At 47.4% G+C, this 23164-nt stretch carries 19 protein-coding genes and 1 pseudogene; 13 read left to right on the top strand and 7 right to left on the bottom strand.

Annotation, left to right across the window (positions count from 1 at the left end; genetic code table 11):
• Positions 1-63 precede the first annotated feature (63 nt).
• The gene (locus HB631_RS12665) at positions 64-633 is read left to right on the top strand and encodes a hypothetical protein (protein WP_213991523.1); all 570 of its coding nucleotides are present in this window, start codon (positions 64-66) and stop codon (positions 631-633) included.
• 108 nt (positions 634-741) lie between these two features.
• A pseudogene (locus HB631_RS27035) lies at positions 742-984 on the top strand (site-specific integrase); the annotation flags it as partial.
• Positions 985-1072: 88 nt separating this feature from the next.
• Here HB631_RS27035 and HB631_RS12660 read toward each other — a convergent pair.
• Positions 1073-1576 carry a hypothetical protein gene (locus tag HB631_RS12660; RefSeq protein ID WP_213991522.1) on the bottom strand — a complete coding sequence of 168 codons (504 nt, stop codon included), beginning with the start codon at positions 1574-1576 and terminating at the stop codon, positions 1073-1075.
• 279 nt (positions 1577-1855) lie between these two features.
• Between HB631_RS12660 and HB631_RS12655 the strand changes: the two genes are divergently transcribed.
• The 4 genes from HB631_RS12655 (at position 1856) to HB631_RS12640 (ending at position 10802) form a co-directional block, all read left to right on the top strand.
• Positions 1856-2050 (top strand): AlpA family phage regulatory protein, encoded by a 195-nt coding sequence (locus HB631_RS12655; protein WP_213991521.1) that lies wholly within the window; start codon positions 1856-1858, stop codon positions 2048-2050.
• Positions 2051-2210: 160 nt separating this feature from the next.
• On the top strand, positions 2211-3260 hold the full coding sequence (locus HB631_RS12650) for a hypothetical protein (protein ID WP_213991520.1): 1050 nt from the start codon (positions 2211-2213) through the stop codon (positions 3258-3260).
• A 138-nt stretch (positions 3261-3398) separates the two neighbouring features.
• Complete coding sequence (locus HB631_RS12645; protein WP_213991519.1) at positions 3399-4934, top strand: IS3 family transposase; 1536 nt, start codon at positions 3399-3401, stop codon at positions 4932-4934.
• A gap of 909 nt (positions 4935-5843) precedes the next feature.
• Complete coding sequence (locus tag HB631_RS12640) at positions 5844-10802, top strand: NACHT domain-containing protein (protein WP_213991518.1); 4959 nt, start codon at positions 5844-5846, stop codon at positions 10800-10802.
• A 213-nt stretch (positions 10803-11015) separates the two neighbouring features.
• On the opposite strand, the gene HB631_RS12635 is transcribed toward HB631_RS12640, so the two are convergent.
• The 5 genes from HB631_RS12635 to HB631_RS27030 form a co-directional block, all read right to left on the bottom strand.
• A complete protein-coding gene (locus HB631_RS12635; RefSeq protein WP_213991517.1) occupies positions 11016-12590 on the bottom strand; it encodes an IS66 family transposase in 1575 nt (524 codons plus the stop codon).
• 66 nt (positions 12591-12656) lie between these two features.
• The gene (tnpB, locus tag HB631_RS12630) at positions 12657-12992 is read right to left on the bottom strand and encodes an IS66 family insertion sequence element accessory protein TnpB (protein ID WP_213991516.1); all 336 of its coding nucleotides are present in this window, start codon (positions 12990-12992) and stop codon (positions 12657-12659) included.
• Positions 12986-13288, bottom strand: coding sequence for a hypothetical protein (locus tag HB631_RS12625; RefSeq protein WP_255556967.1), 303 nt, complete (start codon positions 13286-13288; stop codon positions 12986-12988). Before HB631_RS12625 ends, tnpB begins: the two co-directional genes overlap by 7 nt.
• Positions 13289-13618: 330 nt before the next feature.
• Positions 13619-14746, bottom strand: a complete 1128-nt coding sequence (locus HB631_RS12620; RefSeq protein WP_213991515.1) for an XRE family transcriptional regulator — start codon at positions 14744-14746, stop codon at positions 13619-13621.
• Between the two features lie 6 nt (positions 14747-14752).
• The gene (locus tag HB631_RS27030) at positions 14753-15364 is read right to left on the bottom strand and encodes a hypothetical protein (protein ID WP_255556965.1); all 612 of its coding nucleotides are present in this window, start codon (positions 15362-15364) and stop codon (positions 14753-14755) included.
• An 809-nt stretch (positions 15365-16173) separates the two neighbouring features.
• Between HB631_RS27030 and HB631_RS12610 the strand changes: the two genes are divergently transcribed.
• The gene (locus HB631_RS12610; protein WP_213991514.1) at positions 16174-16344 is read left to right on the top strand and encodes a hypothetical protein; all 171 of its coding nucleotides are present in this window, start codon (positions 16174-16176) and stop codon (positions 16342-16344) included.
• On the opposite strand, the gene HB631_RS12605 is transcribed toward HB631_RS12610, so the two are convergent.
• A complete protein-coding gene (locus HB631_RS12605; protein WP_213991513.1) occupies positions 16341-16958 on the bottom strand; it encodes a Fic family protein in 618 nt (205 codons plus the stop codon). The two genes, HB631_RS12610 and HB631_RS12605, sit on opposite strands and share 4 nt — an antisense overlap.
• Positions 16959-17405: 447 nt before the next feature.
• On the opposite strand from HB631_RS12605, the gene HB631_RS12600 reads away from it, so the two are divergent.
• From HB631_RS12600 to HB631_RS12575, 6 genes are all read left to right on the top strand, one after another.
• Complete coding sequence (locus tag HB631_RS12600) at positions 17406-17555, top strand: integrase (RefSeq protein WP_213991512.1); 150 nt, start codon at positions 17406-17408, stop codon at positions 17553-17555.
• Between the two features lie 144 nt (positions 17556-17699).
• The gene (locus HB631_RS12595) at positions 17700-18632 is read left to right on the top strand and encodes a GlxA family transcriptional regulator (protein ID WP_213991511.1); all 933 of its coding nucleotides are present in this window, start codon (positions 17700-17702) and stop codon (positions 18630-18632) included.
• Between the two features lie 183 nt (positions 18633-18815).
• Positions 18816-19790 (top strand): nitrilase-related carbon-nitrogen hydrolase, encoded by a 975-nt coding sequence (locus HB631_RS12590; RefSeq protein WP_213991510.1) that lies wholly within the window; start codon positions 18816-18818, stop codon positions 19788-19790.
• Positions 19791-19932: 142 nt separating this feature from the next.
• Positions 19933-20469 carry a carbonic anhydrase gene (locus HB631_RS12585; protein ID WP_213991509.1) on the top strand — a complete coding sequence of 179 codons (537 nt, stop codon included), beginning with the start codon at positions 19933-19935 and terminating at the stop codon, positions 20467-20469.
• A 307-nt stretch (positions 20470-20776) separates the two neighbouring features.
• Positions 20777-21976 carry a hypothetical protein gene (locus tag HB631_RS12580; RefSeq protein WP_213991508.1) on the top strand — a complete coding sequence of 400 codons (1200 nt, stop codon included), beginning with the start codon at positions 20777-20779 and terminating at the stop codon, positions 21974-21976.
• 93 nt (positions 21977-22069) lie between these two features.
• Positions 22070-23059, top strand: coding sequence for a Gfo/Idh/MocA family oxidoreductase (locus HB631_RS12575; RefSeq protein ID WP_213991507.1), 990 nt, complete (start codon positions 22070-22072; stop codon positions 23057-23059).
• Positions 23060-23164: the final 105 nt, after the last annotated feature.

Below are 23164 nucleotides of genomic sequence, written 5' to 3'. Positions count from 1 at the left end.
AAGATAACCTAAACAGCGCGCAAAACTTCATGACGTCATGAGCAGCAACAGTGTGGCTCAGCAATGAAAAAACAAACGCAAGTAACATTGACCCCGTCCCGACAAGGAGACCTCGACAGCCTTTGCGGCCTTTATAGCGTGGTCAATGCGCTTTTTTGGCTATATGGGCATAGCATCCGCCGGAAGCCGCTTTTTCGGGCCCTAGTACGCCATCTCAGTGAATTGGTACCTATTGAAGAATGTCTGACTCAAGGGATGGATTCACCATTGATTGACAAGTTGCTGTCTTTCCTCGGGCACGGCTATTACCGGCGATATCCGGTCACCATCATGAAACCTTTTCAACATTTCACTCCCTCGACGACGACCAAAATACTTAAACAGTGCCATCAATGGCTGTTTCAACGCCAGGATAGGGTGGTGCTGATCTCAGACCAATATCACTGGTCTGTCGTTACTCAGATGGACAATGACTGGCTGTATTTTTTTGACAGCTACAAATACCAGCGCATTTCCCGTCGGGGTTTTTCACTTCGTGCGCAGACCGGAAAGCATCAATTGTTCAAGGAAGCCATTTATTTTATTGAACGGGGGAAAGATAGCCAAGAAAACGCAGGAATATGCACTGAGTGAGCAGGCGAGAAAGCTGCTGTCAGCAGGGATGCATAGGAGTTAGTCGATGTCGGGACGCTTAATCGTTTTATCGTTGCTGGAGACCGGAACCGGGGTATCACAGGCCTGCCACTCACCACTGCCGGACTGACGGAAAATACTGCGTTAGCTACAGAAAAAACCGCTTAGAGCTACCCTTTCACGCCCTACGACCGCCTGCGTCGCACCTTTATCACCCGGCAATTGGTGCGGGGGGTGGATATCAATATTGTGCGCCAACTGGCGGGATACAGTGACATCTACACGTCAGCGCTGTATGATCGGCGCTCAGCGATTGCGCTGGCCCATGTCTCTTTGGTGCTGCGATTTTGACGTCTGTATATATAGCCATTATATCAGCTGGCTGCATCCGCATTATTAATACCTGATGCCCAATGTAACTGTACTGCATTCCTGCTTTTTACTTATCGGGCGTTTTATTGGCTTTTTTCAAAAGGTAGTAAACCCTTTTTGCACTCCTATATAAATAAGCATCTTTCTCCTGCCACTCTCGTTTTTCCAGTGAAATAAAACCGTCATTGATTTTAGTCGGCACCCGTTCGCCACTCTTGTTCATTAATGTGGCAATATCTTTATCTTCCATTTTCTTAGTTATCTGCATTTCCCAAATTTCACAGTACTTGTCATAAATATATTCTGATATTTTCCCGGTGCGCTTCATAACATATCCGGTATAATACTGATTGATCAGTTCGGCTATAACCAGACTCCGTTCCTGTGTTCCAGGTCGTTTGTTTCCGGTGAGTATCTTTGCGATTCGGTCAAGCCTCATTTTGTCATCATCCGCCATATGAACGGCTACCGCCGGTCCGATTTTTTTAGTAAGTTTAGCCCTTCTGGTTGCTTGTCTTTCTGCATTTGATTTAGGGGCAGTACTTATTTTTTTGTCTTTAGCCTTTGCCATTTTTTCTATCCTTTGTCATTTGTGTTTCTCGTCACCAGGTTCATATCTTACTCTAAAAACGGTCACGTAACCGTTGTGATTGTCACAACAGTTAAATCCAATGCTTTATAGAGAAACTCTGTTAAACAAGCAAACCGTTGGGATAATAACGTGACCGTTGCACCGGTTTACTGATTTTAGGCAAAAATAGGCCGTTTTTCAGCAAAAAAGAGAGATTGAGATCGCTGTTGTAAAGCAGCAGCAGCCACTCGTGGGGGTGGATTTTTAAAGCGATATATTATGAATAACTGCAAACTTATCGATCTCAAAACCGTTCTCGGCATCTATCCGGTTTCACGCGCGACACTCTATCGGCAGATTAAAGCCGGTATCTTCCCGGAACCCGTTCAGCTAGGGGTAAGGCGTGTTGCCTGGCGTCAGGATGAGGTTCAGGCCCATATCAGCGAACTGCAAAAAGTGGCGCTGAAACTGTAGTGATTGTGTGCTGATAAGCACACCGTTCTAATAGCACGTTATACGCACACACAATCATTCATACAGGGACAATCCAGTTAGCTGAGTTGAAGTAGTTGCTATTGCTTGCTGAGTAGTAATCAGCGACAGACAGTCTCTGTTCCCAAAATGTGGGGGAGCCATGCTAATTAATAAAAAAAATGTGGAAATTAATCAGTCGGTGGATATCGGGATTGATTATTATGGATATCAGTTAAAAATGCGGGTAGATAAATTGGTGGTAATTCTACCTATATATAAAGAAATGCTAGATTATGACGAAATTGATGGCCGTCTTATCAGTATGAGTAAAACAAAATGGAAGTGTTATAAAATCAGTTTGGAGTTTAAGAAAAAGACGGGTAAGCGTCATCCCTATTGGAAAGGATTAATTATACGGCGGAAGTCAGATAATAAAATGCTGGTACGTATCGATTTTGAACCGCGGAATAAAAAAACAGGCGCTGTCCGGCTTGAATTTGGTCCGCAGCATATGACCCCACGCGAGCTGGATATGCTGTTACTGTGGCTAGCGGTACGTATTGGCTATAACGTGTTCATGACTCTGCTGGAAGAAGCCTGGGTGACGCAGGTGGACGTGGCGCTGGATGTTTATGGCTGCCGTCTCTGCGATTATGTATGGGGGCTGAAAGATGCGAGTGTTTTTAAAGGCTACAAGAAAAAGCACGGGCTTCCCGGATTACAGTTGGGAAGCAAGCGGTCTTCCTTGCATATCCTCTGCTATGAGAAAGTAGATGCTGTCGGATGTGATACTAAAGTGTTTCGTGAAAAAGGCGGCAAGTTGGATCTTGAATTGGAGCATTTTCCCCGTTTTCTGCGCATTGAGGCTAGGGACAAGCCTGGACCGGTGTCACAAAATCATAAATGCTTGATGTTGTCGGAGCTGGTAAACATGGCCTACCCGTTCAGGCGTCTGCAGATCCACTCCAGGGGGATGTTACAAGATATTAAGATGGTGCAACTTATGGCTAATAGACCTGAACATTATACGCTTACATGGTTGAAGAATCACTTATGCCGCTCTACGGAGTCGCCGAGGATATCTCGAAAGATTAGACGGATCATTGATAAACATGAATTGACGCTGTTCGAGGAGGAAAAAGTTTGGGGATATTGGCCAGAATGCGTCGCCAGGCTGGGGCTCGTCCTCACTTGTTTTGAGACACAGTAACCGGAAATCAGGGCGGGGAAGCTCTGTAACCCATTGAAAATAGGAAAAATGATTGTGTAAAATTCAGTGGTATTTCAGTCCTATGGGGGCGCAACTGGGGGGTGCGGACGAAAACTTGGACTGCTTTGGAGGTAGTCCATGTATTCGTTCGAAGAGCGTATCCGTGCTGTTGAACTCTATGTCAAATATGGCAGAAAAGCGTCGCCGGTTGTTCGCGAGCTGGGGTATCCATCCCGTAAAAATCTTATTCGCTGGGTTCGTGCATGGGAAGCCTCAGGAGAATTAACTGGGAAAAAGTGGCGGGTGTCCCGCTATACGCCCGAGCAAAAACAGGCTGCAGTAGAGCATTATCTGACCCACGGTTGTTGTTTAGCATATACTCGTAGGACACTTGGATACCCTTGCAGTGAGCTTCTGGTGCGCTGGATTGACGAGCTGCATCCCGGCAGGCTCCGGGTGATCACGAGTACCAAAAAGCATAACATTACTTTTGAGCCCGAACAGAGACGGCAGGCGGTCAGGGACCTGTGCATGCGCCGCATCCCGGCGCGGGTCATCGCACAAAAGCTTGGCGTCAGCCGGCAGGTATTGTACAAATGGAAGGATGAAATGCTTGGTGACGAGGCATATCAATCCATGCGCAAACGTAACGTGGCTTCGCCTGAGGATACGCGCGATGCTCTGCTCGATGAAATTACTCAGCTTAAACAACAAGTACAGCGGTTACAGCTGGAACGGGATATCCTCACGAAGGCGAGTGAACTGATAAAAAAAGGCCTGGGCATCAACATCCTGACCCTAAAAAACAGGGAGAAGACAAAGGTCGTTGATGCCCTGAGAAAGGCTTATCCCCTGGCGGAATTGCTTACCACCATGCAACTTGCACGTAGCTGCTACTTCTATCACAGAGCGGGATTGCGCCTGAACGATAAGTACGCGGATGTTCGCGCCACCATGACACAGATCTTCAATATTAATTACCGCTGTTACGGCTACCGCCGCATTCATGCCGAGCTGCGTCAGAACGAGACTTTGATATCAGAAAAGGTCATCCGCAGGCTGATGGCAGAGGAGCAGCTCGTTGTCGGCCAGTCTCGTCGCCGTCGTTACAGTTCCTACTGTGGTGAAATCGGTCCCGCCCCCGAAAATCTGCTCGCAAGAGATTTTAATGCAGGCTCTCCAAACGAAAAATGGCTGACGGATATCACGGAGTTCCAGCTTCCGGCAGGGAAGGTCTATTTGTCACCCATGCTCGACTGTTTTGACGGTAAAGTGGTGAGTTGGTCGATCGGAACGCGACCTGACGCGCAGTTGGCCAATACCATGCTCGATGGAGCCATCAGCACGCTTACCGGTGATGACAGGCCGATCATACATAGCGACAGAGGCGGGCATTACCGGTGGCCTGGCTGGCTTGAACGTATCCGGGTAGCGGGACTGGTCCGCTCAATGTCACGCAAGGGATGTTCTCCCGATAATGCTGCCTGCGAAGGCTTCTTTGGACGGCTTAAGAATGAAATGTATTATGGTCGTGACTGGTCGGGGGCTACGCTGGAAAGATTTATGCAGAGCGTGGACACCTACATCCGGTGGTATAACGAACGACGCATCAAACTGTCGTTGGGTGCGATGAGTCCGGTTAAATACCGGCAAAAACTGGGAATGACAATATAAACCAGTCCAAGAAAACGTCCGCACCCCCCTGTATCAGTTTTAAATCGCCGTTGACAACTGATATCATTGGTGTCGACAAATCTAAAGGAGGGAACCACGCCCCAACTTGAAAACGGCTGTGAGACGCACAGCAAAGTGATAAAAGAGCATCGGATGGCGTTGTTGGATGCTTATGCCATATGCGACATTTGCCGCAGGTAATCAATAATCTTGGAATACTCGGAAAAACTCTGTAATGGGATTACGGGAACCGGATTTACTAGACTGGTCCCTTAATTATTAATGATAGAATAATTCAATTATTTATCAATATATTAGGATATGGCTCGTTACGATATTCCTGATCCTGCATGGGAAATCATTCTTCCATATTTGTCTATCGAGCATTCCCAACGCATCGGACATCGTTACTTAGAGCATTGTCGAATCATCAACGGGATGTTTTGGTGGGAGCACCATGGCGGGATATACCCGGAACGCTATAGCCCAAGAAAGACGGTTGATAACCATTTAACCGATGGTTAAAAACAGGTATTATTGATCTTATTTTCAATAAATTGCTCTCAATTCTTGATGAAAATCAATTTGTTGATTGGTCCGAAATATCGCTAGATAATAATATTCGTGCCAACCACTTTGAAATCCAACGCATGTGCCGTGGTGGTACCAATGCTGATATGTTCCAAAATGATATTTTCATCACAGAACGGCGATATAGCATCCACCCAAACAGAAACCGTCGACTGCTACAATAGATTATTGGTATCGCTGGCAGGGGTAATCACTATGGTTGATTTTACCATTGCTGTCGAGGATATGTGTTGACAAAAGAAAGTAGAATCTTGGCCAAAAGTACAGCTAAGATACAGAGCTAACAGTTAATGCAGGCATTGAGGCGAAAAATTAGATATGGTTGATTTGTACAATAGTTTGAATACGCACAAACAAACTAAACCTTCCATAATTTCAACCGAAATGTCTGGGGACATCCCAGCATGGCTGAGTGCTCCCCCTGATGGAGAGTTCCCTTCTTTGCCAATTGATACTCGTGTCCAAACTCTCCCTTTTTGTGAGTTAACTTGGGAAAATTTCGAACGCCTCATTAGGCGTTTGGTAGATAGAGAGTCAACAGTCTCTGCGTGCTGGATTTACGGAACACCTGGACAAACTCAATACGGGCTGGATATCCTTGCAGCCCGAAAGCAAGCACCTGATGAATTTTGTTGTTATCAGTGCAAACGTATCAAAGATTTTTCTGGTGACGACATCAAGAAGGCAGTTGATAAATTTTTGGTTGGTAAATGGGTTGACAAAACAAGAAGTTTTGTTTTGTGCGTATCATCAGCTCTTAGCAAAACAGAGCAGGTTGATGAAATTGCTAACCAGCATGCCCGCCTGGCTGCAGTAAATATCAATTTTGAGGTTTGGGATGGTTCTGAAGGGGGTCAGCTAGCTCAGAAACTTAAAAGATATCCAGATATTGTTGATGATTTCTTCCTTAGAGAATGGGTCCGTCGTTTCAACGGTGAGGAGGAAGCGAGATCTCTTGGTGAAAAGCTCGATGGAGTTGAGCTGGGGAAATTACGTTTACAACTTTATGAAGTTTATACGACATTATTTCTCCGGCATGACCAGGGATTGCGTTTAGGTTCTCAACGGCCCGCCTCGTTACTCAAGCGTTATATTGCGCCTGCTGTTATTGAATCACGAAACATTACAACTTCTGAGCCATTAACGGCTTCACCTCCTTTTAAACAGGAAGAGCAAAATCCCAGTAATGCAGAAATGCAACACCCCCAGCGTCCCCGAATACAGTCAACTATCACTCAAGAAATTCGCTTCCCTATTGGCGAATGGTTCTCAAGGAATAATAGGAGCGTAGTACTTGGGGAACCAGGATATGGTAAAAGTACATTGCTGCGTATCATTGCTTTGCAATTGCTCTCAAAATCTGATGACCCTGTTAAAACTCCGTGGAGCAGATTACTACCTGTTTGGATTTCCTTTGGTGGTTTCAGTTCTGCCGTCCAGGTCCAATCCAATCTCAGCCTTGAGGATTATTTTGATAGTTGGCTTCATCAAAATGCAGCAGATGATATCCGCCCACTATTTCGGAGAGCTGTCAGACAAGGTGATATGCTTCTTCTCGTTGATGGCTTGGACGAAGGGCAAGATATGGATGCGGCCAGGCAAGCTATGGATAGAATTAGTGTATTCTTGGCAATTAGGTCTATACCTGCTGTTTTTACAAGTAGGCCAAGAGGTTATGAGCGAGTTCGCCCTGATGGTTCTTGGCCAGTCATTCGCTTGGGAGCGTTTGAGGAAAAGCAAATCGAACAGTTTGCCAATATGTGGTTCGAATATCTAGAATTCCCGGAAACGACATCCAATGAGGGATCTTTAGAAAATGTTTATCAGCGCACAAAAGAATTTCTGAAAGCAACCCAAGTCAACCCACGAATAATGGAACTTGCAAAAACACCGCTTTTCTGTCAGCTTTTAGTCGATATTTTTCGTTATTCTCATCACCTACCTGAACAGCGGGTTAGGGTATATGAAAAAATAATAGAAATGCTCCTGTCGGACCATCCGGCGGCGCGTTTTCAAGCTGCCGGGCTTCCTAGTCATATGGTTCCTCGCATAGAAGACATGCGCGAAATGCTGATGAGGCTGGCATTGCAGATTCAGGAGGGGGGAGGTGCGGGGGTCATTACCGTAGATATTTGTCAGGCTTCGTTTTGTGCTTTTTTAACTGACGATCTTCATGGCCCGGGGCTAACAAATTATGATGCCAAACGTCAAGCTCAAGTAATTACAGATTACGCACTGTCTGGTTTAGGATTGATGGTAGAGCGTTCACCGAACGAATTAGGCTTCTTCCATCTGACAATTCAGGAGTATCTTGCTGCTCAGTCTATGATCCGCAAGGATGAGAAAGAACAACTTGCTTGGCTAGCTCGAGTATGGAACCAACCACAATGGCGTGAAGTAGTTCTGGCATGGTTTAGCATTTTAGGGAATGATCAAGGCAAAGGGGCTACCCAGCATGCCATTGATTACTTGAAGGAATCTGTTAATTCACCTTGGGAGAAAATCCAACTTCTATTGCTCCGAACCGAACTTGCTTCGAATGATTTTGGTCTTTCTCCAAGGGAAGCTCGTGCTACTATTGATGAGGCGGCAGAGCAAGTAGATACGACGCCTTTTCAAAAGTTACGGCAGGTTTTGGCTGGTTATATTGCCCAGGGCCTTCGCTCTCCTTCGGTAGCCAATACTTGCGAAAGCCATATAACTAATTGGATTCCTGCGCGACCGGAATGGGACAGAGCTAATCTTATCAGGGCCCTAGGTGAGTGGAAACCATCTAACGACTTGTTAAATACACTGAAGTTAGCATTGCATGACGAGGCTCTTACATGTCGATGGTCTGCAGCAGAAAGCCTAGCAAAGGTATTTTCTTCCGATGGTGATATAGGAAACGAATTAGCCCAAAAAGCCAGAAACTGGCCTGATATGGGGGTGCGTGCAGCTTTTTTGTACACTTTGTGGAAAGGTTGGCCAAACCATTATGTATTAGATGAACTGGCAGATAATGCTCGCCAATCCATGAATATGGATTTGGCTCTGATGGGAATTTCAATTCGAATCTCAAAAGGTTTGCATAGCAAAGATGATCGCCAGAAACTTTGGCTGATGTTCATCAATGGGTCCGTCTCATATGAACTGCAAGACACATGTTGCCGTGTATTAATTCAAGGGTGGGGAAAAGATGTAGAGATAAAGCAGCTTGCTTTGGCAGAGTTGCGTAATTTGCATAATCATTCTCCATTCGAACAAGAACGGTTAATTGCATTTTTGACATATTCATGGCCGGGAGATATAGAAGTTGCTCCTTGTGTTATCAATTATGTTCATAAGTTTTCTTTGTCCTTTATGCATCAAAAATCCTTATGGGAAGCTATACGGACAGGATTTAGTGGTATCCCTCAATTATCGAATACAATTAGACAAGTATTAGATGAACGTAGAGAAAAATACCAAGCTATCTATTGGGGGCCGGATACACAACTCGCCTATTTGGCACTTGGTGGTGATACTGAAAAATTAGAGTTGCTCGAAGCCTATTTAACCGCAACTAAGAGTATGGATAAATTCTGGATATGTTCTACCCTTATGAATGGATGGGATAAAGACGATGCGGTGATTGCATTAATATCCAGTGAATATTTGAAGCCGCCTGGAGAGGTTGCAATCCTTGCCAACTGGGTACGTCTATTTATAAAGGAGAAAGAAGCAAGGCGTAGTTGGCTACTTGAAGCGATAAAAAAGGGCAATGAAAGAGACATCAGCTCCGCTATCGGCCGCTTACTCGACGAATTCAAGGATAACGAATGTCTAGATGTTGTCAAGGCAGCCTTATCCCAACAACTTTGGTTCTACAATAAAGTTGATATACAAAATAGGCTAATTGAAACTTTTGCGAACGATCATGATGTAAAAAAATGGGTTGAATCTGCATTCGAAAATATTGATAGTTTTTCAATCGCTTCAATAGCCATTAGCCATGAACACGATCCTACAATCCGTACAAAAGTGTTGAAAACAGCGCGCCCAGCTAGGTCTGATGCTAGAGCCGAAATATTTCGTATAATACGTGAACACCCCATCAACCCTGAAATTATTCAGCGGTTAACTTCTGCAATTTTTGCTGAAGGCAATCATCAGATTCGTACCTCTGGGCTTATAGCTAGATGCATTGCAGGTCAGCAACTACCCGAAACCATAGCACCTTTGCTGAACAACCTTCATGAAGAATTTAATTCATCGGGAGCCTATTTTGAAATGCGTAAACGTAGTGCATTTACTGCTCTGCTTTACCTTGATAAATATAAAGAATGTATTGATATATTAACCAAAGACTCTTCCTTTACTCTCCATTGGCTTAGCGATTACCATGAAGCAGATAACTTGGCGGCTCGTATCCTATTTGAACACTGGGATGAATTACACAATGATTCTCGCCTCCTTGGCAAAAGTATTGAAATAAATTGGAGCGCGTTCATATATAACGGAACAGCTAGAGAGGCTTTGATTAATGGTTCTTCTCGTAACCAATTAGTAGCGCATTTGAAAACATTGCCACTTAAAGAACATAATCCATCAAGTTTGAATTTGATGGCTGAACTTCTACCTGTATCAAATGAACTACGCACTTGTTTAGTTGAGATGATGAATGATCGGCAATCTTTCACTCGAGAAGACAACATTGCTGAAGCCCAACGAATTTACGCAGAGCAATTCGAAGGCAACGAGGATGCACTATGCTCGTTAGCGGAAACATGGGTATCCTTGGGTATAGATAAAGAACCCAAAACAGGATTGTTAATTAATGTGTTATATGCTTTAGCACTTGGGTGGCCAGATTCTAACCTGCTTAAAACGGTATTGGCGAGGGGGGAGCAACCCAAGATGCCCATTTATATTGTACTTTCACTTTGCGGTATAACCGGTGATAAAGCCAAAGCGCTAACTTGTATTGAAGCAATGATTAATGCTACTTGGGAAAGAGGGAGTGCATTACCAACCCAATATCAAGAGGCACTACGAAAATGGTCATTTTCCTCATCGGCAGAAGTTGTGCTGCAGAATTTGCTCTGCAACTCGGACTGCTCGTACATGATCACTGCTTTAAGACTTCTCGGCATTTCTGGAAAGATAAGCAATGAAAGCCGTATAGAGATGATTAGACGCTTTAATGAATACTTGGAAAACATAACTCCGATGACGGATGGAGTGAATGTCTTTATGGGTAAGGTAGTCTCAAGTGCACAAGCTATTGTAGAAGAACTTCTGTTCGCTTCTGCTTAATTGTTCCTGTTATAGACTGAGCGGATTACACATCCTAAGGAGTTGTAAATTGAAAGCCTTAATCAAAACACGGTTAAAATGTTGTGATTAATGAATGAGATGTAAATGGATGGTGAACTTTCCCGCTGTCAGATATTGGCCGGTCGATACTTTTCGTAAGGGGTCGGTGAACTCACGTTGTGCGGATAAAATAATGTTATAGACTGACCAGTATCAACTGAAGCTATTTTCGGCGTAGGGCAACAGCTCGGCTATTCTGTTATTGGGCCAAGTGGGGAGGCGCGTTAATACGTCCCGCAACCAGATATAAGGATCGTGGCCGTTCAGTTTGGCGGTTTCCAGCAGGCTGAGGATAGCGGCCATGCGTTGCCCGGCGCGTAACGAACCAGCAAATAACCAATTTTTTCTGCCCACGGCCACCGGGCGCATTGCATTTTCGCAACGGTTATTATCTATGGGAACCCGGCCGTCCTCCAGGTAGCACAGCAGAGCCGGCCATCGGTTTAGAGTGTAGTCCAGAGCCCGCCGCAGTCCGGAGTTGGGCGCAGATCGGGAATGTTGCAACAGCAGCCACTTATGGAAGGCGTCCATTTGCGGCTTGGCGTAGCGCTGTCGCCACTGGCGCTGTTTCTCTACCGGGCGATGTTTAATTTTGCGCTCGAGCTTATATAACTCGCGGATAATATCCAGCGCCTGTTTGGCCACCGGGCTCTTGTTGGCGATAAAAAGCTCGAAGAACTTACGCCGAACGTGGGCCATACAGCCGGCTTCTTTAGCTTTTGCTTTTGCTTTGGCTTTGTCTTCGGCTTTTTCCTGGTCTTTGGTTTTGCCGAACAAGGCCTGGTAACCGCTATATCCATCGACTACCAGGATGCCGTGCCAACCATCAAGGATATCGCGAGCATATTGGCCACTGCGCCCTGGCTGGCAGTCATATAGCACTATCGCCTGCTCGGCGCTGTGGGCGGTAACATAGGCCCAGAGATAACCGCGTAGAGTTTTGCCTTTGCCAGGGTCAAGGATGGAGAGCGTGGTTTCATCGGCCTGCAGCACCGGATGCTGCAGCAGGTCATGATGCAGCCGCTCGGCCAGCGGTTTGAGCGCCGCGCCCACCGCGCCGAACCAACCGGCCAGCGTACTGCGCGGGATATCAACACCGCTGCGTTGATAGATAACCTGTTGGCGATAGAGTGGCAGGTGATCGAGGCATTTGGCGCTGACCACCTGCGCCAGCAGACCTGGACCGGGCTGGCCTTTTTCGATCAGTTGCGCCGGCAGTGGTGCACTGACTACGGTATCGCAGTGTTCACAGCTGAACTGCGGACGGATATGCCGATGCACGATAAAACGTGCCGGGACATATTCCAGCCGCTCGCTGATCTCATCGCGGATGAAGCGCAGGGCATGTCCGCAGTCCGGGCAGCTATCGGATGCGGGGGCCAGGTGGATATCCTCACGGGGTAATTCCGGCGGCAGAGGTCGGCGTTTAGGTGTTGCCGCTAGGGATTCTTTTGGCTCAGGTAACAAGGTCGCCAACTGCTGTTCAATATCGGCGGCATCGGCCTCGATATCTTCATCGAACAAGCCGCGTTGTTCGCCCTGGAAGGCTTCACTTTTACGTCCGAAGCGCCAGTGACGGGCATTTTTTAGCGCTTCTTCCAGTTGCTGGATATACTGCGCCAATGCCTGGTTTTTTTGGGTTTTCTGCTCTAGGTCCGCGAGTAATTTCAACGCCAGGGAGCGCAGATCATCGGGGTTTTGTGAGGCCAGCAGCGAGTCGATATCCATGCATTGATTTTATCAAAACAGATTATTATTGTCATTTAAAATCAATGTATTAATTCATTTTTATCATTATTCCCACTGGGTTAAGTCCAGGCCGTCAACGCGCTGCCAGTCCACGCCTTTTATCAGCCAGTCGAACTGTTCCGGCGACAGCATCCAGGCGATATCACCTTGTTTTGGCCAGACAAAATGGCCTTGGTGCAACCGACGCAGACAGAGCCAGACGCCATGCTTATCCCATCGCAGGACCTTCATGCGCGAGTGGGCTTTATTGCAAAACACAAAGGCGGCGCCCTCCTGCCAGGGCTGGTGCAAATTATCAGTGATGTATTGCGTCAACGTATCGATGCCACGGCGCATATCCACCGGCTCGCGTGCCAACCAGATGCATGGTGGCGTTAACACAGTGATAAAGCCTGCATCACGGTCATTAATTGGGCCGGAAGACAACTGACCGAACAGCCGTTAGGCAGGTTCAGCGTTACTGCACTAGCATTATTATTCTCAGCCACAACCCGGCGCGCGGGGATAAAGGCGGTGGTCTCTGTCGCGGTAACCTCATCCTTATGATGTTTTATCCAATAATAAAAGGCGCTAACGGTTATGTGATGCTGCCGACAATATTCTTGTTTGGTTAATCCACTGCATTGCCAAGCATCAAGGTGTTGCTGTCTTTCACTAAGGGAATAACGTTTCGTCATGATCCATCTCACACCGATTTTATGGGGTGAGATCAGAATGCTGGAATGGTATTTCGTGAGCAAGGCGAGACGCCCGTCCCCTTACTACTTTTCGCCTTACCAATAAAGCGGACTTGGCAAGATTGGGCACCGTTAATAAATTATTAGGCCCGCCGTACCATGTCGTTGCAGGTGGTTTTACTCATAAGGATCATATTTCGTAAGCTAAAGAATCAAGGATCCTTACAAATTCTAAACAAGCTTTAAAATCTACGAACTTTAATAAATTACTTAACCTTTACGAATAAATAATCCGGCCGCTTATTCGCAAGCCGGCATATCAATCATTCCTTAAAAGTTAAAGGGGACAATTACATCATCAAATCCATCATCATGATCGGCTACATATTTAACACCGGAAATATCAGCTAATAGCTCTGGTTTGATCCCCAATTTCTTAGCCAACATTTCGAAAGATATACCTAACTGTTCTTTCAATATAGTTAAACTTTCTTCTAGAACATGAGGTTCTTCTAAAGGAATTTGGTCATCAAACTTCTCACTTTTAGTTTGCCGTGTTTGACTAAACCAGACATTAGCACTTCTATATTGTTGGGCATTAATAAATCCTAAAAAATGAGCTCTATAAACGATCGCTCTGGCACTTACCTTCCATCGCATTTTTAGGCTGTAAACCCTTTTCCAATCGATAGCCCCTCCGCTCCCTAAGCAATCAGGAAACTCTCTCGCAAAAGATTTACGAGGGAATAAAAAAGCACTAGCGAAAGCATCGGCTTCTCGCTCGGTTTGCTTACAGCCAGTCTCAATACCATCATGCATGATCAGGTGGCCACTTTCATGAGCCAGATCAAAACGCATTCGACATGCGCTTTCTTTAGCTGTATTACGAATTATAATGGGAAATTTCCGATTCACTGATAGAGCATCAACTTTCTCAGAGACGCCATCGAAACAAGTAACAATAGCCCCCTGGTTCTCAACGACATTCACCATATTATCGATCGGTGCATCAGGCGTTAATCCCCAACGAATACGAGCGCCTTCTGCTATTTTTTCAATCACAAGAGGTGTTAATTCTGAGATTTTGCTGTTATCTATCAAATTAAAACGGTTTTCTGGTAAGTCTAGATGCTCATGCAACTCGGCAACAAGTTGTTCAAGAACCGTACTATATGCTTGCACTCGCTCTTTAACCCCAGCAGGGGTTGTTTGTCTCTTGCGAAAGTGACACTGCTCAGGTTTAACATCACCTGAAAGTAGAATACCAAAAAAATCAGGAAATACCTGAAGGAATTCAGCCAATGCATTTCGCACATCAGTAGCTGGGGCTCTAACATCACTTTCATACTGATTTATACTTTGCCGGGTTACCGAAACGGCATCGCCGAGTTCTTGTAGCGTATACCCTTTCAATAAGCGAGCGAGCCGTAGCCGCTCGCCATAAAATGCTATGGACATAATTTACTAACCATTATTCGAATCATCATTCTCGGCCTTTTTGTCCTTCTTTTTAACAGAGACTGATGCTTTCTGAGTTTTTACTGGTTCTGGTAGTTCAGCATCAGTTAAGCTGAAAGCAGAAACTCGTTCATCAAGAGGGATTTCCCAACATGAAACCTGCACTCCATCTGAAAAACCTGTGAACGTTACTCGTTCTACATAACGGAATTCGTCAACTTCGATAGCAAAAAACCACAGTATGGAAGCAGCTTCACCTACTTCAGCAGGTAATAAAGTCATTTGACTGAGTGCTTCCACGCAAGGAATTAATCTCCGCTCTTCTGGACGACTAGGCCCCCCTCGATACAAACGTACTGGAACGGAATCGATAGAAAAGGTAAATCTGCCATCATCTTTTACTATACCAAGCCAAGGCCATTCTTTATTCTTTGTCGAAGCTCGAATAATTCTCATACGACAGCATTCGTAAGCTCTTAATCCCGTCGAACGAGCCGAATCACCAAGATCTTCGTCATGTCTGTCAACCACATCATCTCTGACGTCTCGAATCAGGGACGCCAGTTGCTTCAGGTGCTCCAGAGTTAGAGCAGGGTTTAGTTCCCAGGGTTGCTTCATTGCGAACAGTTACCTTATGTATAAAGTTGTGTAGCCCTAAAAGGGATTCGGTGAAATGTCTAAGCATAATCTTGCGTTTTGTCTATTTTGTCAAGCTGATGAATAAAAGTAACCATAAATTATTTATGTCAATTTTGTTATCAGTCGCCTATTGCTTGTACGCCGATTTCGGCCATCGATGTACCCCGCTCAAATTTATTGAGTGAAAGGGAATCTACGCGTCGGTGAATCATGATTTTTTTCATCAGCACAACTTCGTTCAAGAAAGCCAGCAATGCTGGAACTATTGTTATAAATTGGGCAGGATTGAGGGACAGGGGCAATCCAGGTCATGATAGTTCAGTTTGGCAGTTTCCAGCAGGCACAGGATGAACGCCATCCGTTGCTCTGCGCGCAGCCGTTCGGCAAACGGCCAGATGTGTTGCGGCGTTAACACAAGGATAAGGTCTGCATAAGGCCTATTCACTGAACCTGGAGGCAACTGACCGAGCAGCCGTTCGGCAAATTCAGTGTCATGGTAGTATCGATATTATTCTTGAGATTTTTCAGCCAATAATAAAAACTGTTAATTGCAATTTAACGCTATTGGCAATAATGCGATTTAACTAATCCGTTACACTGCGAGGATTTAAGATGTTGCAGTTGCTCGGTGTGGGTATGCTATAACGAATTCATACCAACGAGATGACCGACTGAATATTGTGCATCTAATCCAATTAACCTTTTCCACTGACAAAAATGCCAACACACCAGCACCATTTTTGGCTTATAATGTGTTCCTACAATCAGCCGTCAGCGCAGGAGTTGTGATGAGTAGTAGTAAAAAAGTGGTGGTATCTTATAACAAGCCCTCGCGCGAACAGATCGTCCGTTCGGTGGTGACTTCGACGGCAATTGAAACCGGTCAGTCTTCGGAGCAAATCGAGGCTTCCCTGAAAGCCCAGCGCAAAAAATTCGCCCATCTCCGTCTAGGGGATTAAGCGTTTTCAAGTGCTTTACTAACCCAATATTTTATCGGCTCATAATTCATGGACATACCTACATGAATAGCTGATATGTATTGGTTCTTGTTTTGCTCCCAGCATCCATAATTCAAAGGGTTAAACCCTCCCTGTACTGCCATAACGTCAGCCAGAAGCCGTGATAAGCGCCCGTTGCCTTCCCTGAAGGGATGGATGAGTATCAGCTCGACATGGACAATGGCGATCGCTTCAGTGACTTGCTCTTTATCCATCCCCGAACAGGGTGTGTATTTGGCGAGGTATTTTTTTTCGAACTCACTCAACAATTTCGGTAGTTGGGCTGAAGGCGCAAACATAAAGCCGCCTTTGCTGATATTCACCGTTCTTTCCTGTCCAGCCCACTCATAGACGCTCTCTAACCAACGGCGATGCCAGCTTTTTATCATGGCAAGCGTTATGCGCCCAAGGGGGAATTGCTGTTCAAAAATAGTCTGATAAAATTTTTCCAGCAGAACCAATTCCGCGCCATTGATTTCATCAGGTTTCGAAATCCCCAGCTTGTTGGCCAAGACCTGTTCGCCAGAGCTTTCGGCAAACTTTCCTTCGCTGTTGGAAACATCATATCGGTTCATCGGGGCAATCCACTTTACGGGTATCGGTATTCCGGGTCAGCCTTCAATCATAGTGCTATACCCGTCATACTTCGAGTTGCAGGGTTGTTGGCTGTCCTCGCTCACCCCAGTCACTTACCTTAGTAAGCTCCTGGGGATTCATTCGGTGGCCGCCTACCTGCAACTCGAACTATTTAGGGTATATAATCGTCCAAAGGAAAGTAATGACCTATAAATCAATCAGTTATAAAAATGTAGGTTAAAGTATAGTCTTTTCTTTATTTATAAAAATAAATGTTAAATATCAATACCAACACACCAATGCATCATGGGGGTATGTTCGTCAGAATTTTCTGGTGTACTCATGGAGTTATGATATCCATTTCGTTAAATTGAAGGGGTGTAGTGATGATGATTATTCTCATGGGTTATCACTGATAGCTTAGCGCCCATGATAACGGAGTCTGTATGGCAGGGAAACAAGAGGGGGAGTCTCGACCCACAAAAGCGATAGAAATGATGGAACCCACAGATAAAGATAAGGCTGATACCGGTGAAAATCGTGGCCTGAGGGTCACCTGCGGTTCGACCGACGTCAAAACCTTTTTTTACCGTTGACGTAAGAAAGAAGAAAGGGCACAGGCCGAGGTTCGCCGCACTTTATATGCGGATACGTTGGCTTTTCAGGACGATAAGGGTATAACAAAATCTAAAGGCCTGGATGTCATATCGGCCCCTTTAAGATCACAGGACGGGGAAACCATGCATAGCGTAGGGCTGATTCTCTATCCGGGTTTTCAGGTTATAGGGCTTTCCATGTCGGCGACGTTTGAAGTTGCCAATATAGTTACGCGCCAACCTATCTACGAAATAACGCTGGTATCGGAGCATGGCGGATTGGTCATGACTTCGGCAGGCTTTGGGGTAGACACCCATGCCTTTGATGACCGGCGCTTTGATACCCTCCTGGTGTTGGGCGATAATGTCGTACGGCCCGCCTCCCCGGGGTTGATTGCGTATTTGCGTCAATCCAGTGCGGCTACAAGACGTATCGGCTCTATTTGTACCGGTTCCGCGGCGCTGGCTGAAGCAGGTTTACTGGATGGCCGCCGTGCGACGACTCACTGGCAGCATGCCCCAGACCTGCAAAAGTCCTATCCCAAAATAAAGGTGGATGAAGACCGCATTTTTGTTAATGACGGCCCAATCTGGACCGCGGCGGGAATGAGCGCTTGCGTTGATCTGTCGCTGGCCCTGGTGGAAAACGATCTCGGCGCCGGGATAACGCGTCTGGTGTCCAGACAGCTGGTGTTGTATCACCGCCGGGCCGGCGGCCAATCACAGTTTTCCGTGATGCAGGATTTAGATCCCAAAAGCGATCGTGTCCAGGCAGCCTTGACGTACGCTCGCCAGCACCTGAAAACGGATCTCTCGGTCGGGACGCTGGCGGACGTGGCCCATTTAAGTCCCAGGCAATTCAGCCGGGTGTTTCTCGCCGAAACAGGCAAGTCTCCCGCAAAAGCCATTGAAAATCTGCGCCTGGAGTCTGCGCGCATGATGATGGAAGCCGGACATCACTCTATAGATGTCGTGGCGACCGAGATTGGTTTTGGCGACCCTGAGCGCATGCGCCGCGCCTTTATCAGAGCTTATGGTCAGCCGCCGCAAGTGTTTATGAAAACATTGCGCGCATAATTCATCAATGCCCGTCGATGCCGGCTACCAGGCGCGCATAACCGGCCATAGGCCAGCGATATATAGCCGGCGGTAGAAAACGCAGGTTGTCCGAAAAGGTGGCACCTGCGACCTATGGCCGATAGATTTCACTTGTAATATAAACCTCACTACAGACCCAACCCATCAGTGAGGAGCTTTACCATGACTATCGTCAAAGCAGCCGCCGTACAAATATCTCCCGTGCTTTACAGCCGTGAAGGCACCGTGGCCAAGGTGGTGGACAAGATTCTTGAACTGGGCGAAAAGGGCGTGAACTTTGCCGTTTTCCCTGAAACCATCGTGCCCTACTATCCCTATTTCTCATTTGTCCAGACCCCTTTCGAAATGGGCGCTGAGCACTACAAGCTGCTCGATCAGGCGGTGGTGGTGCCTTCCGCCACGACGGATGCCATCGGGAAAGCGGCCAAGGAAGCCCATATGGTGGTGTCCATCGGCGTTAACGAACGCGATGGCTACACGCTGTACAACACGCAACTGCTGTTTGATGCCGACGGTACCCTGCTCCAGGCCAGGCGCAAAATTTCGCCGACGTATCACGAGCGCATGATCTGGGGCGTTGGCGATGGTTCGGGTCTTAAAGCGGTGGATAGCGCCGTCGGCCGTATCGGCCAGTTGGCCTGCTGGGAACACTACAACTCGCTTGCGCGTTACGCCCTGATTGAAGACGGCGAGCAAATTCACGCGGCGATGTATCCGGGTTCCTTTGCCGGTGATTTATTCACCCGGCAAATGGAGGTCAGCATCCGCATGCACGCCCTGGAAGCCGCCTGCTTTGTGGTTAACTCAACCGCCTGGCTGTATCCGGAGCAGCAGGCGCTCATCATGGCGGACACGGGTTGCGACATCGGCCCAATCTCGGGGGGATGCTATACCGCCATCATCGACCCCCAGGGTGAAGTTATCGGCGCCCTGACCGAAGGGGAGGGAGAGGTGATTGCCGATCTCGATTTATGGGAGATAGAAAAGCGTAAACGCCAGATGGATTCTCGCGGTCATTACAGCCGTCCTGAATTATTGAGCCTGGTCATCGACCGTACTCCTCATCGTCATGTTCACGAGCGTAGCGCCCATCCGAAAGTGGCGGAACTCGAAAAACTGGCTGGAGACCTTCAGTGATGCTGAAACGGCCTGTTTAAAACGTGGTGGGTGAGCCAACCGTGATGAGCGTTTTCGTGTAACAGCGTCATTCACGCTACCCGCAGTGCGTATAACACTTTGGTTCGGCCAATATTATAACTTCTGACGACAGGGGCTATTTATGAATGTCATCGACACCTTGCTAAAACGCAACAAGACCTTTGCTGCCACCGATTTCAACGCCGCATTGAACATCGTGCCGTCCATGAAAACCATGATCATCGGCTGCGTGGACAGCCGGGTAGACCCCGCGGATATTTTAGGTTTGCAGCCCGGCGAAGCGGTGGTAATCCGTAACGTCGGTGGGCGTATAGAGCCGTCTACCCTGCATATCATGTCAATCCTCGGCACCGTGACCAAAGCCAGCGGCGGGGTTCCCGGCACCGGTTGGAATCTCATCGTCCTGCACCATACGGACTGTGGTATCAAACCATGCCTGACGCATGCCCCCGGGCTGCTCGCCAAATACTTTGATGTCCCGCCTAACGAGCTCGACAAGCTGGCAATCAACGATCCTTATGCGTCCGTACGAATTGATGTCGCGGCGCTAAAGGCAAATCCGCAATTGCCAGGCGACTTCCTGGTGACCGGCCTGGTCTACGACGTGGATACCGGCAAAGTTCAGACCGTCGTTCCTTCCGCGCCGCTGCGGCCATGAGATCGAGCCGCAAGGATGCGGGTTTTAATCAGCGGCATAAAAATGCATTTATCAAATAGTATTTCTTCCCTTCCCTTCACCGTCCTTTCTTTTCCTGCCCACTCATAGACGTTTTCTAACCAGCGGCGCTGCCAGCTTTTATCATGATGATGTGATGATGATTATTCTCAAGGGTTATCACTTATAGCTTAGCGCCCATGATAACGGAGCCTGTATGGCAGGAAAACAAGAAGGACGCCTCTACCGATAAAAGCGGAAAAAATGATAAAATGCCCGCAACAGGTGATCTTCTCGTAAGGATAATTCGGTGGCACAACGCAAATTGGCAAAAACCAGGCCCGTCACTAAACCCCATCTCAGCGATCCGCAACAGCAATTTCAGGCGCACTGGGCAACCATTGACCGATTGCAGCGTGAGATGGTAATAAAACAGCAACGGCAAGAGGTTGTATTGGCCCGATTCCGCCAGGAAGTGTTGCCCGTTGAGCACCAATATGTTCAGGCGCTTTATGACAAAATCCTCCGGTTAATCTCATTTGCCGATAAAAAGACCCTGGGAAAATATAATCGCGAAGCGCTGTTTTCATGGATTGATGAAGAATTGGATGAGCTGTTTCATCATCCCTTTAATGAACAATTGGATCTGGAGGCGCTGCGTCAGCAGTTTTCTGCCCTGAATGAGATGCCGGACGACGAGCCGACTCCGGATGAAATTGATCGGTTTCGCCAGTACGTCAAGGAACAGTATGGTTCAGACGGGAAATTGAGCGATGCGGAATTGGCTGAAATGATGGTCGATCCTGAAAAGATGTTCACTACGCTTGAGCGTTTGTTCCCAGATGCTGAAAGCATCTTCGATGACGATGACGATGACGATGACGATGAGGATAATGATGCTGACCATGATCACGCCAACGATACCGACCATGATGATGATGCTGATGATGAGAAAGCGAGTGGCGGCGGCACCGATCGGACAATAGACAATGCGCAGCACACCTTGGACGGCTTGTTAAGATCGCCGGAAGTGAAGAAGATGTACAAAAAACTTGCTAACATCCTGCACCCCGATCGTGAACAAGACCCAGAGAAAAAAAATGAGAAACACCTGTTGATGGTGCAACTGTCCAAAGCTAAAAAAAATCACGATGTCTGGACGATACTGGAATTGTACCATCGGTATTCGGACCCGGATTTTCGTTTTGGCCAGGCTGAAATACCCGCCATCAATGCCCTGATGCAACGCCGCATTGATACGCTCACTGCCGAACTGGCCGAGACGGAAAATCCTTCTTCGTTGTCAGGCATGATCTGGGAAAAATTCGGCGCTAAAACAACAAAAGCCATTGATAACAAATTCAGAAAACATAATGAGAAATTACATCAATTGCTTGAACAGCAGGTTCAGGAGCGTGAACAATTACGTTCGTTGGCGGCGCTGAAAATCTATTTGGCCCCTCGGCGCGCCGCACTTGATTTCGAATGGCAGAGGGGGGATTTTTTTTAGGCCTCACGGCACGTTTCGCCTCAATCGTGGTAATCCACGTTGGCACACCTTCTTTTCTTGGATTGGATAAGTCAAAATTTTTAGAGGTAATGCATGAAAACGATTCGCTGGGGCATGATTGGCTGCGGGGATGTTACCGAGGTAAAAAGCGGGCCCGGGCTTTACAAGGCTGCGCATTCCACCCTGTTGGGCGTGACCAACAGAACGTTAGCCAAGGCCGAGTCATACGCATCGCGTCATGGTGTGCCCAGGGTCTATCCGGATGTGGCTGCGCTGCTGGCCGATCCCGGGATTGATGCGGTGTATATCGCTACGCCGCCTTGCGAACACAAGGCGCTGACCTTGCAGGCTGCTGCTGCCGGCAAACATGTCTATGTAGAAAAACCGATGGCGATGAACCACGACGAGTGCAAGGAAATGATCGCCGCTTGCCAATCTGCCGGCGTACGGCTCTATGTGGCGTTCTACCGTCGCGCCATGCCGCGTTTCCTGCAGGTGAAAGACTGGATCGACCAGGGTGCCATCGGCACCCTGTGTACCGTGAGCATTCTGCAGCGTCAGAAACCGTCACCCGAAGACCTATCGTCAGAAACGTTGCCCTGGCGTTTGCATGCCGATGTGGCCGGGGGCGGTAAATTTTTGGATATGGGCGTGCATGTGCTCGATATTCTCGCGTTCTGGTTCGGCCCCATCGGCGAAGTACGGGGTCAGGCCGGCAATCGTGGCGGTCTTTACGATGTTGAAGACACCGTCACTGCGACCTGGCGCCATGCTAATGGTGTGACTGGTGTGGGTAACTGGTGTTATGTGGGCCAGGATGATGCCGATCAAGTCGAAATTACCGGCACGCGCGGCCGCATCGCATTCGAATTTTTTGCTGATTCACCCGTACGCCTGGTCACCTCGGCAGGGGTGAAGGAGGTCAATATCCCCAATCCGATCCATGTTCAGCAGCCGTTTATCCAGAGTATTGTCGACGATCTCAATGGATTAGGCATTTGTCCGGGCGATACTCAATCCGCGGCGGATACCAGTGCCGTCACCGACAGGATTCTGGATTCGTTTCGCCGGAAGTCAGAGTAAATGTCGGCCGGCCCCGCCGGTATGTGCGAAAGCCGGTCGGCTACTGTTTTTTCGTTTTCCCCCCCTTTCCATGTGCTTGAACAGCCCATCCGGTTACCCATTGAT

It is taken from the genome of Sodalis sp. dw_96, assembly GCF_018449575.1.
GTDB lineage: Bacteria > Pseudomonadota > Gammaproteobacteria > Enterobacterales > Enterobacteriaceae > Acerihabitans.
This window is presented reverse-complemented; position numbering and strand designations above follow the sequence as displayed.

Coding starts and splice junctions, on each gene's coding strand:
- HB631_RS12600 (WP_213991512.1), top strand. CDS start 17,406: ATGGCAGGGAAACAAGAGGGGGAGTCTCGACCCACAAAAGCGATAGAA.
- HB631_RS12655 (WP_213991521.1), top strand. CDS start 1,856: ATGAATAACTGCAAACTTATCGATCTCAAAACCGTTCTCGGCATCTAT.
- HB631_RS27030 (WP_255556965.1), bottom strand. CDS start 15,364: ATGAAGCAACCCTGGGAACTAAACCCTGCTCTAACTCTGGAGCACCTG.
- HB631_RS12590 (WP_213991510.1), top strand. CDS start 18,816: ATGACTATCGTCAAAGCAGCCGCCGTACAAATATCTCCCGTGCTTTAC.
- HB631_RS12605 (WP_213991513.1), bottom strand. CDS start 16,958: ATGAACCGATATGATGTTTCCAACAGCGAAGGAAAGTTTGCCGAAAGC.
- HB631_RS12635 (WP_213991517.1), bottom strand. CDS start 12,590: ATGGATATCGACTCGCTGCTGGCCTCACAAAACCCCGATGATCTGCGC.
- HB631_RS12595 (WP_213991511.1), top strand. CDS start 17,700: ATGCATAGCGTAGGGCTGATTCTCTATCCGGGTTTTCAGGTTATAGGG.
- HB631_RS12575 (WP_213991507.1), top strand. CDS start 22,070: ATGAAAACGATTCGCTGGGGCATGATTGGCTGCGGGGATGTTACCGAG.
- HB631_RS12620 (WP_213991515.1), bottom strand. CDS start 14,746: ATGTCCATAGCATTTTATGGCGAGCGGCTACGGCTCGCTCGCTTATTG.
- HB631_RS12625 (WP_255556967.1), bottom strand. CDS start 13,288: ATGACGAAACGTTATTCCCTTAGTGAAAGACAGCAACACCTTGATGCT.
- HB631_RS12640 (WP_213991518.1), top strand. CDS start 5,844: ATGGTTGATTTGTACAATAGTTTGAATACGCACAAACAAACTAAACCT.
- HB631_RS12610 (WP_213991514.1), top strand. CDS start 16,174: ATGAGTAGTAGTAAAAAAGTGGTGGTATCTTATAACAAGCCCTCGCGC.
- HB631_RS12665 (WP_213991523.1), top strand. CDS start 64: ATGAAAAAACAAACGCAAGTAACATTGACCCCGTCCCGACAAGGAGAC.
- HB631_RS12650 (WP_213991520.1), top strand. CDS start 2,211: ATGCTAATTAATAAAAAAAATGTGGAAATTAATCAGTCGGTGGATATC.
- HB631_RS12660 (WP_213991522.1), bottom strand. CDS start 1,576: ATGGCAAAGGCTAAAGACAAAAAAATAAGTACTGCCCCTAAATCAAAT.
- HB631_RS12585 (WP_213991509.1), top strand. CDS start 19,933: ATGAATGTCATCGACACCTTGCTAAAACGCAACAAGACCTTTGCTGCC.
- HB631_RS12645 (WP_213991519.1), top strand. CDS start 3,399: ATGTATTCGTTCGAAGAGCGTATCCGTGCTGTTGAACTCTATGTCAAA.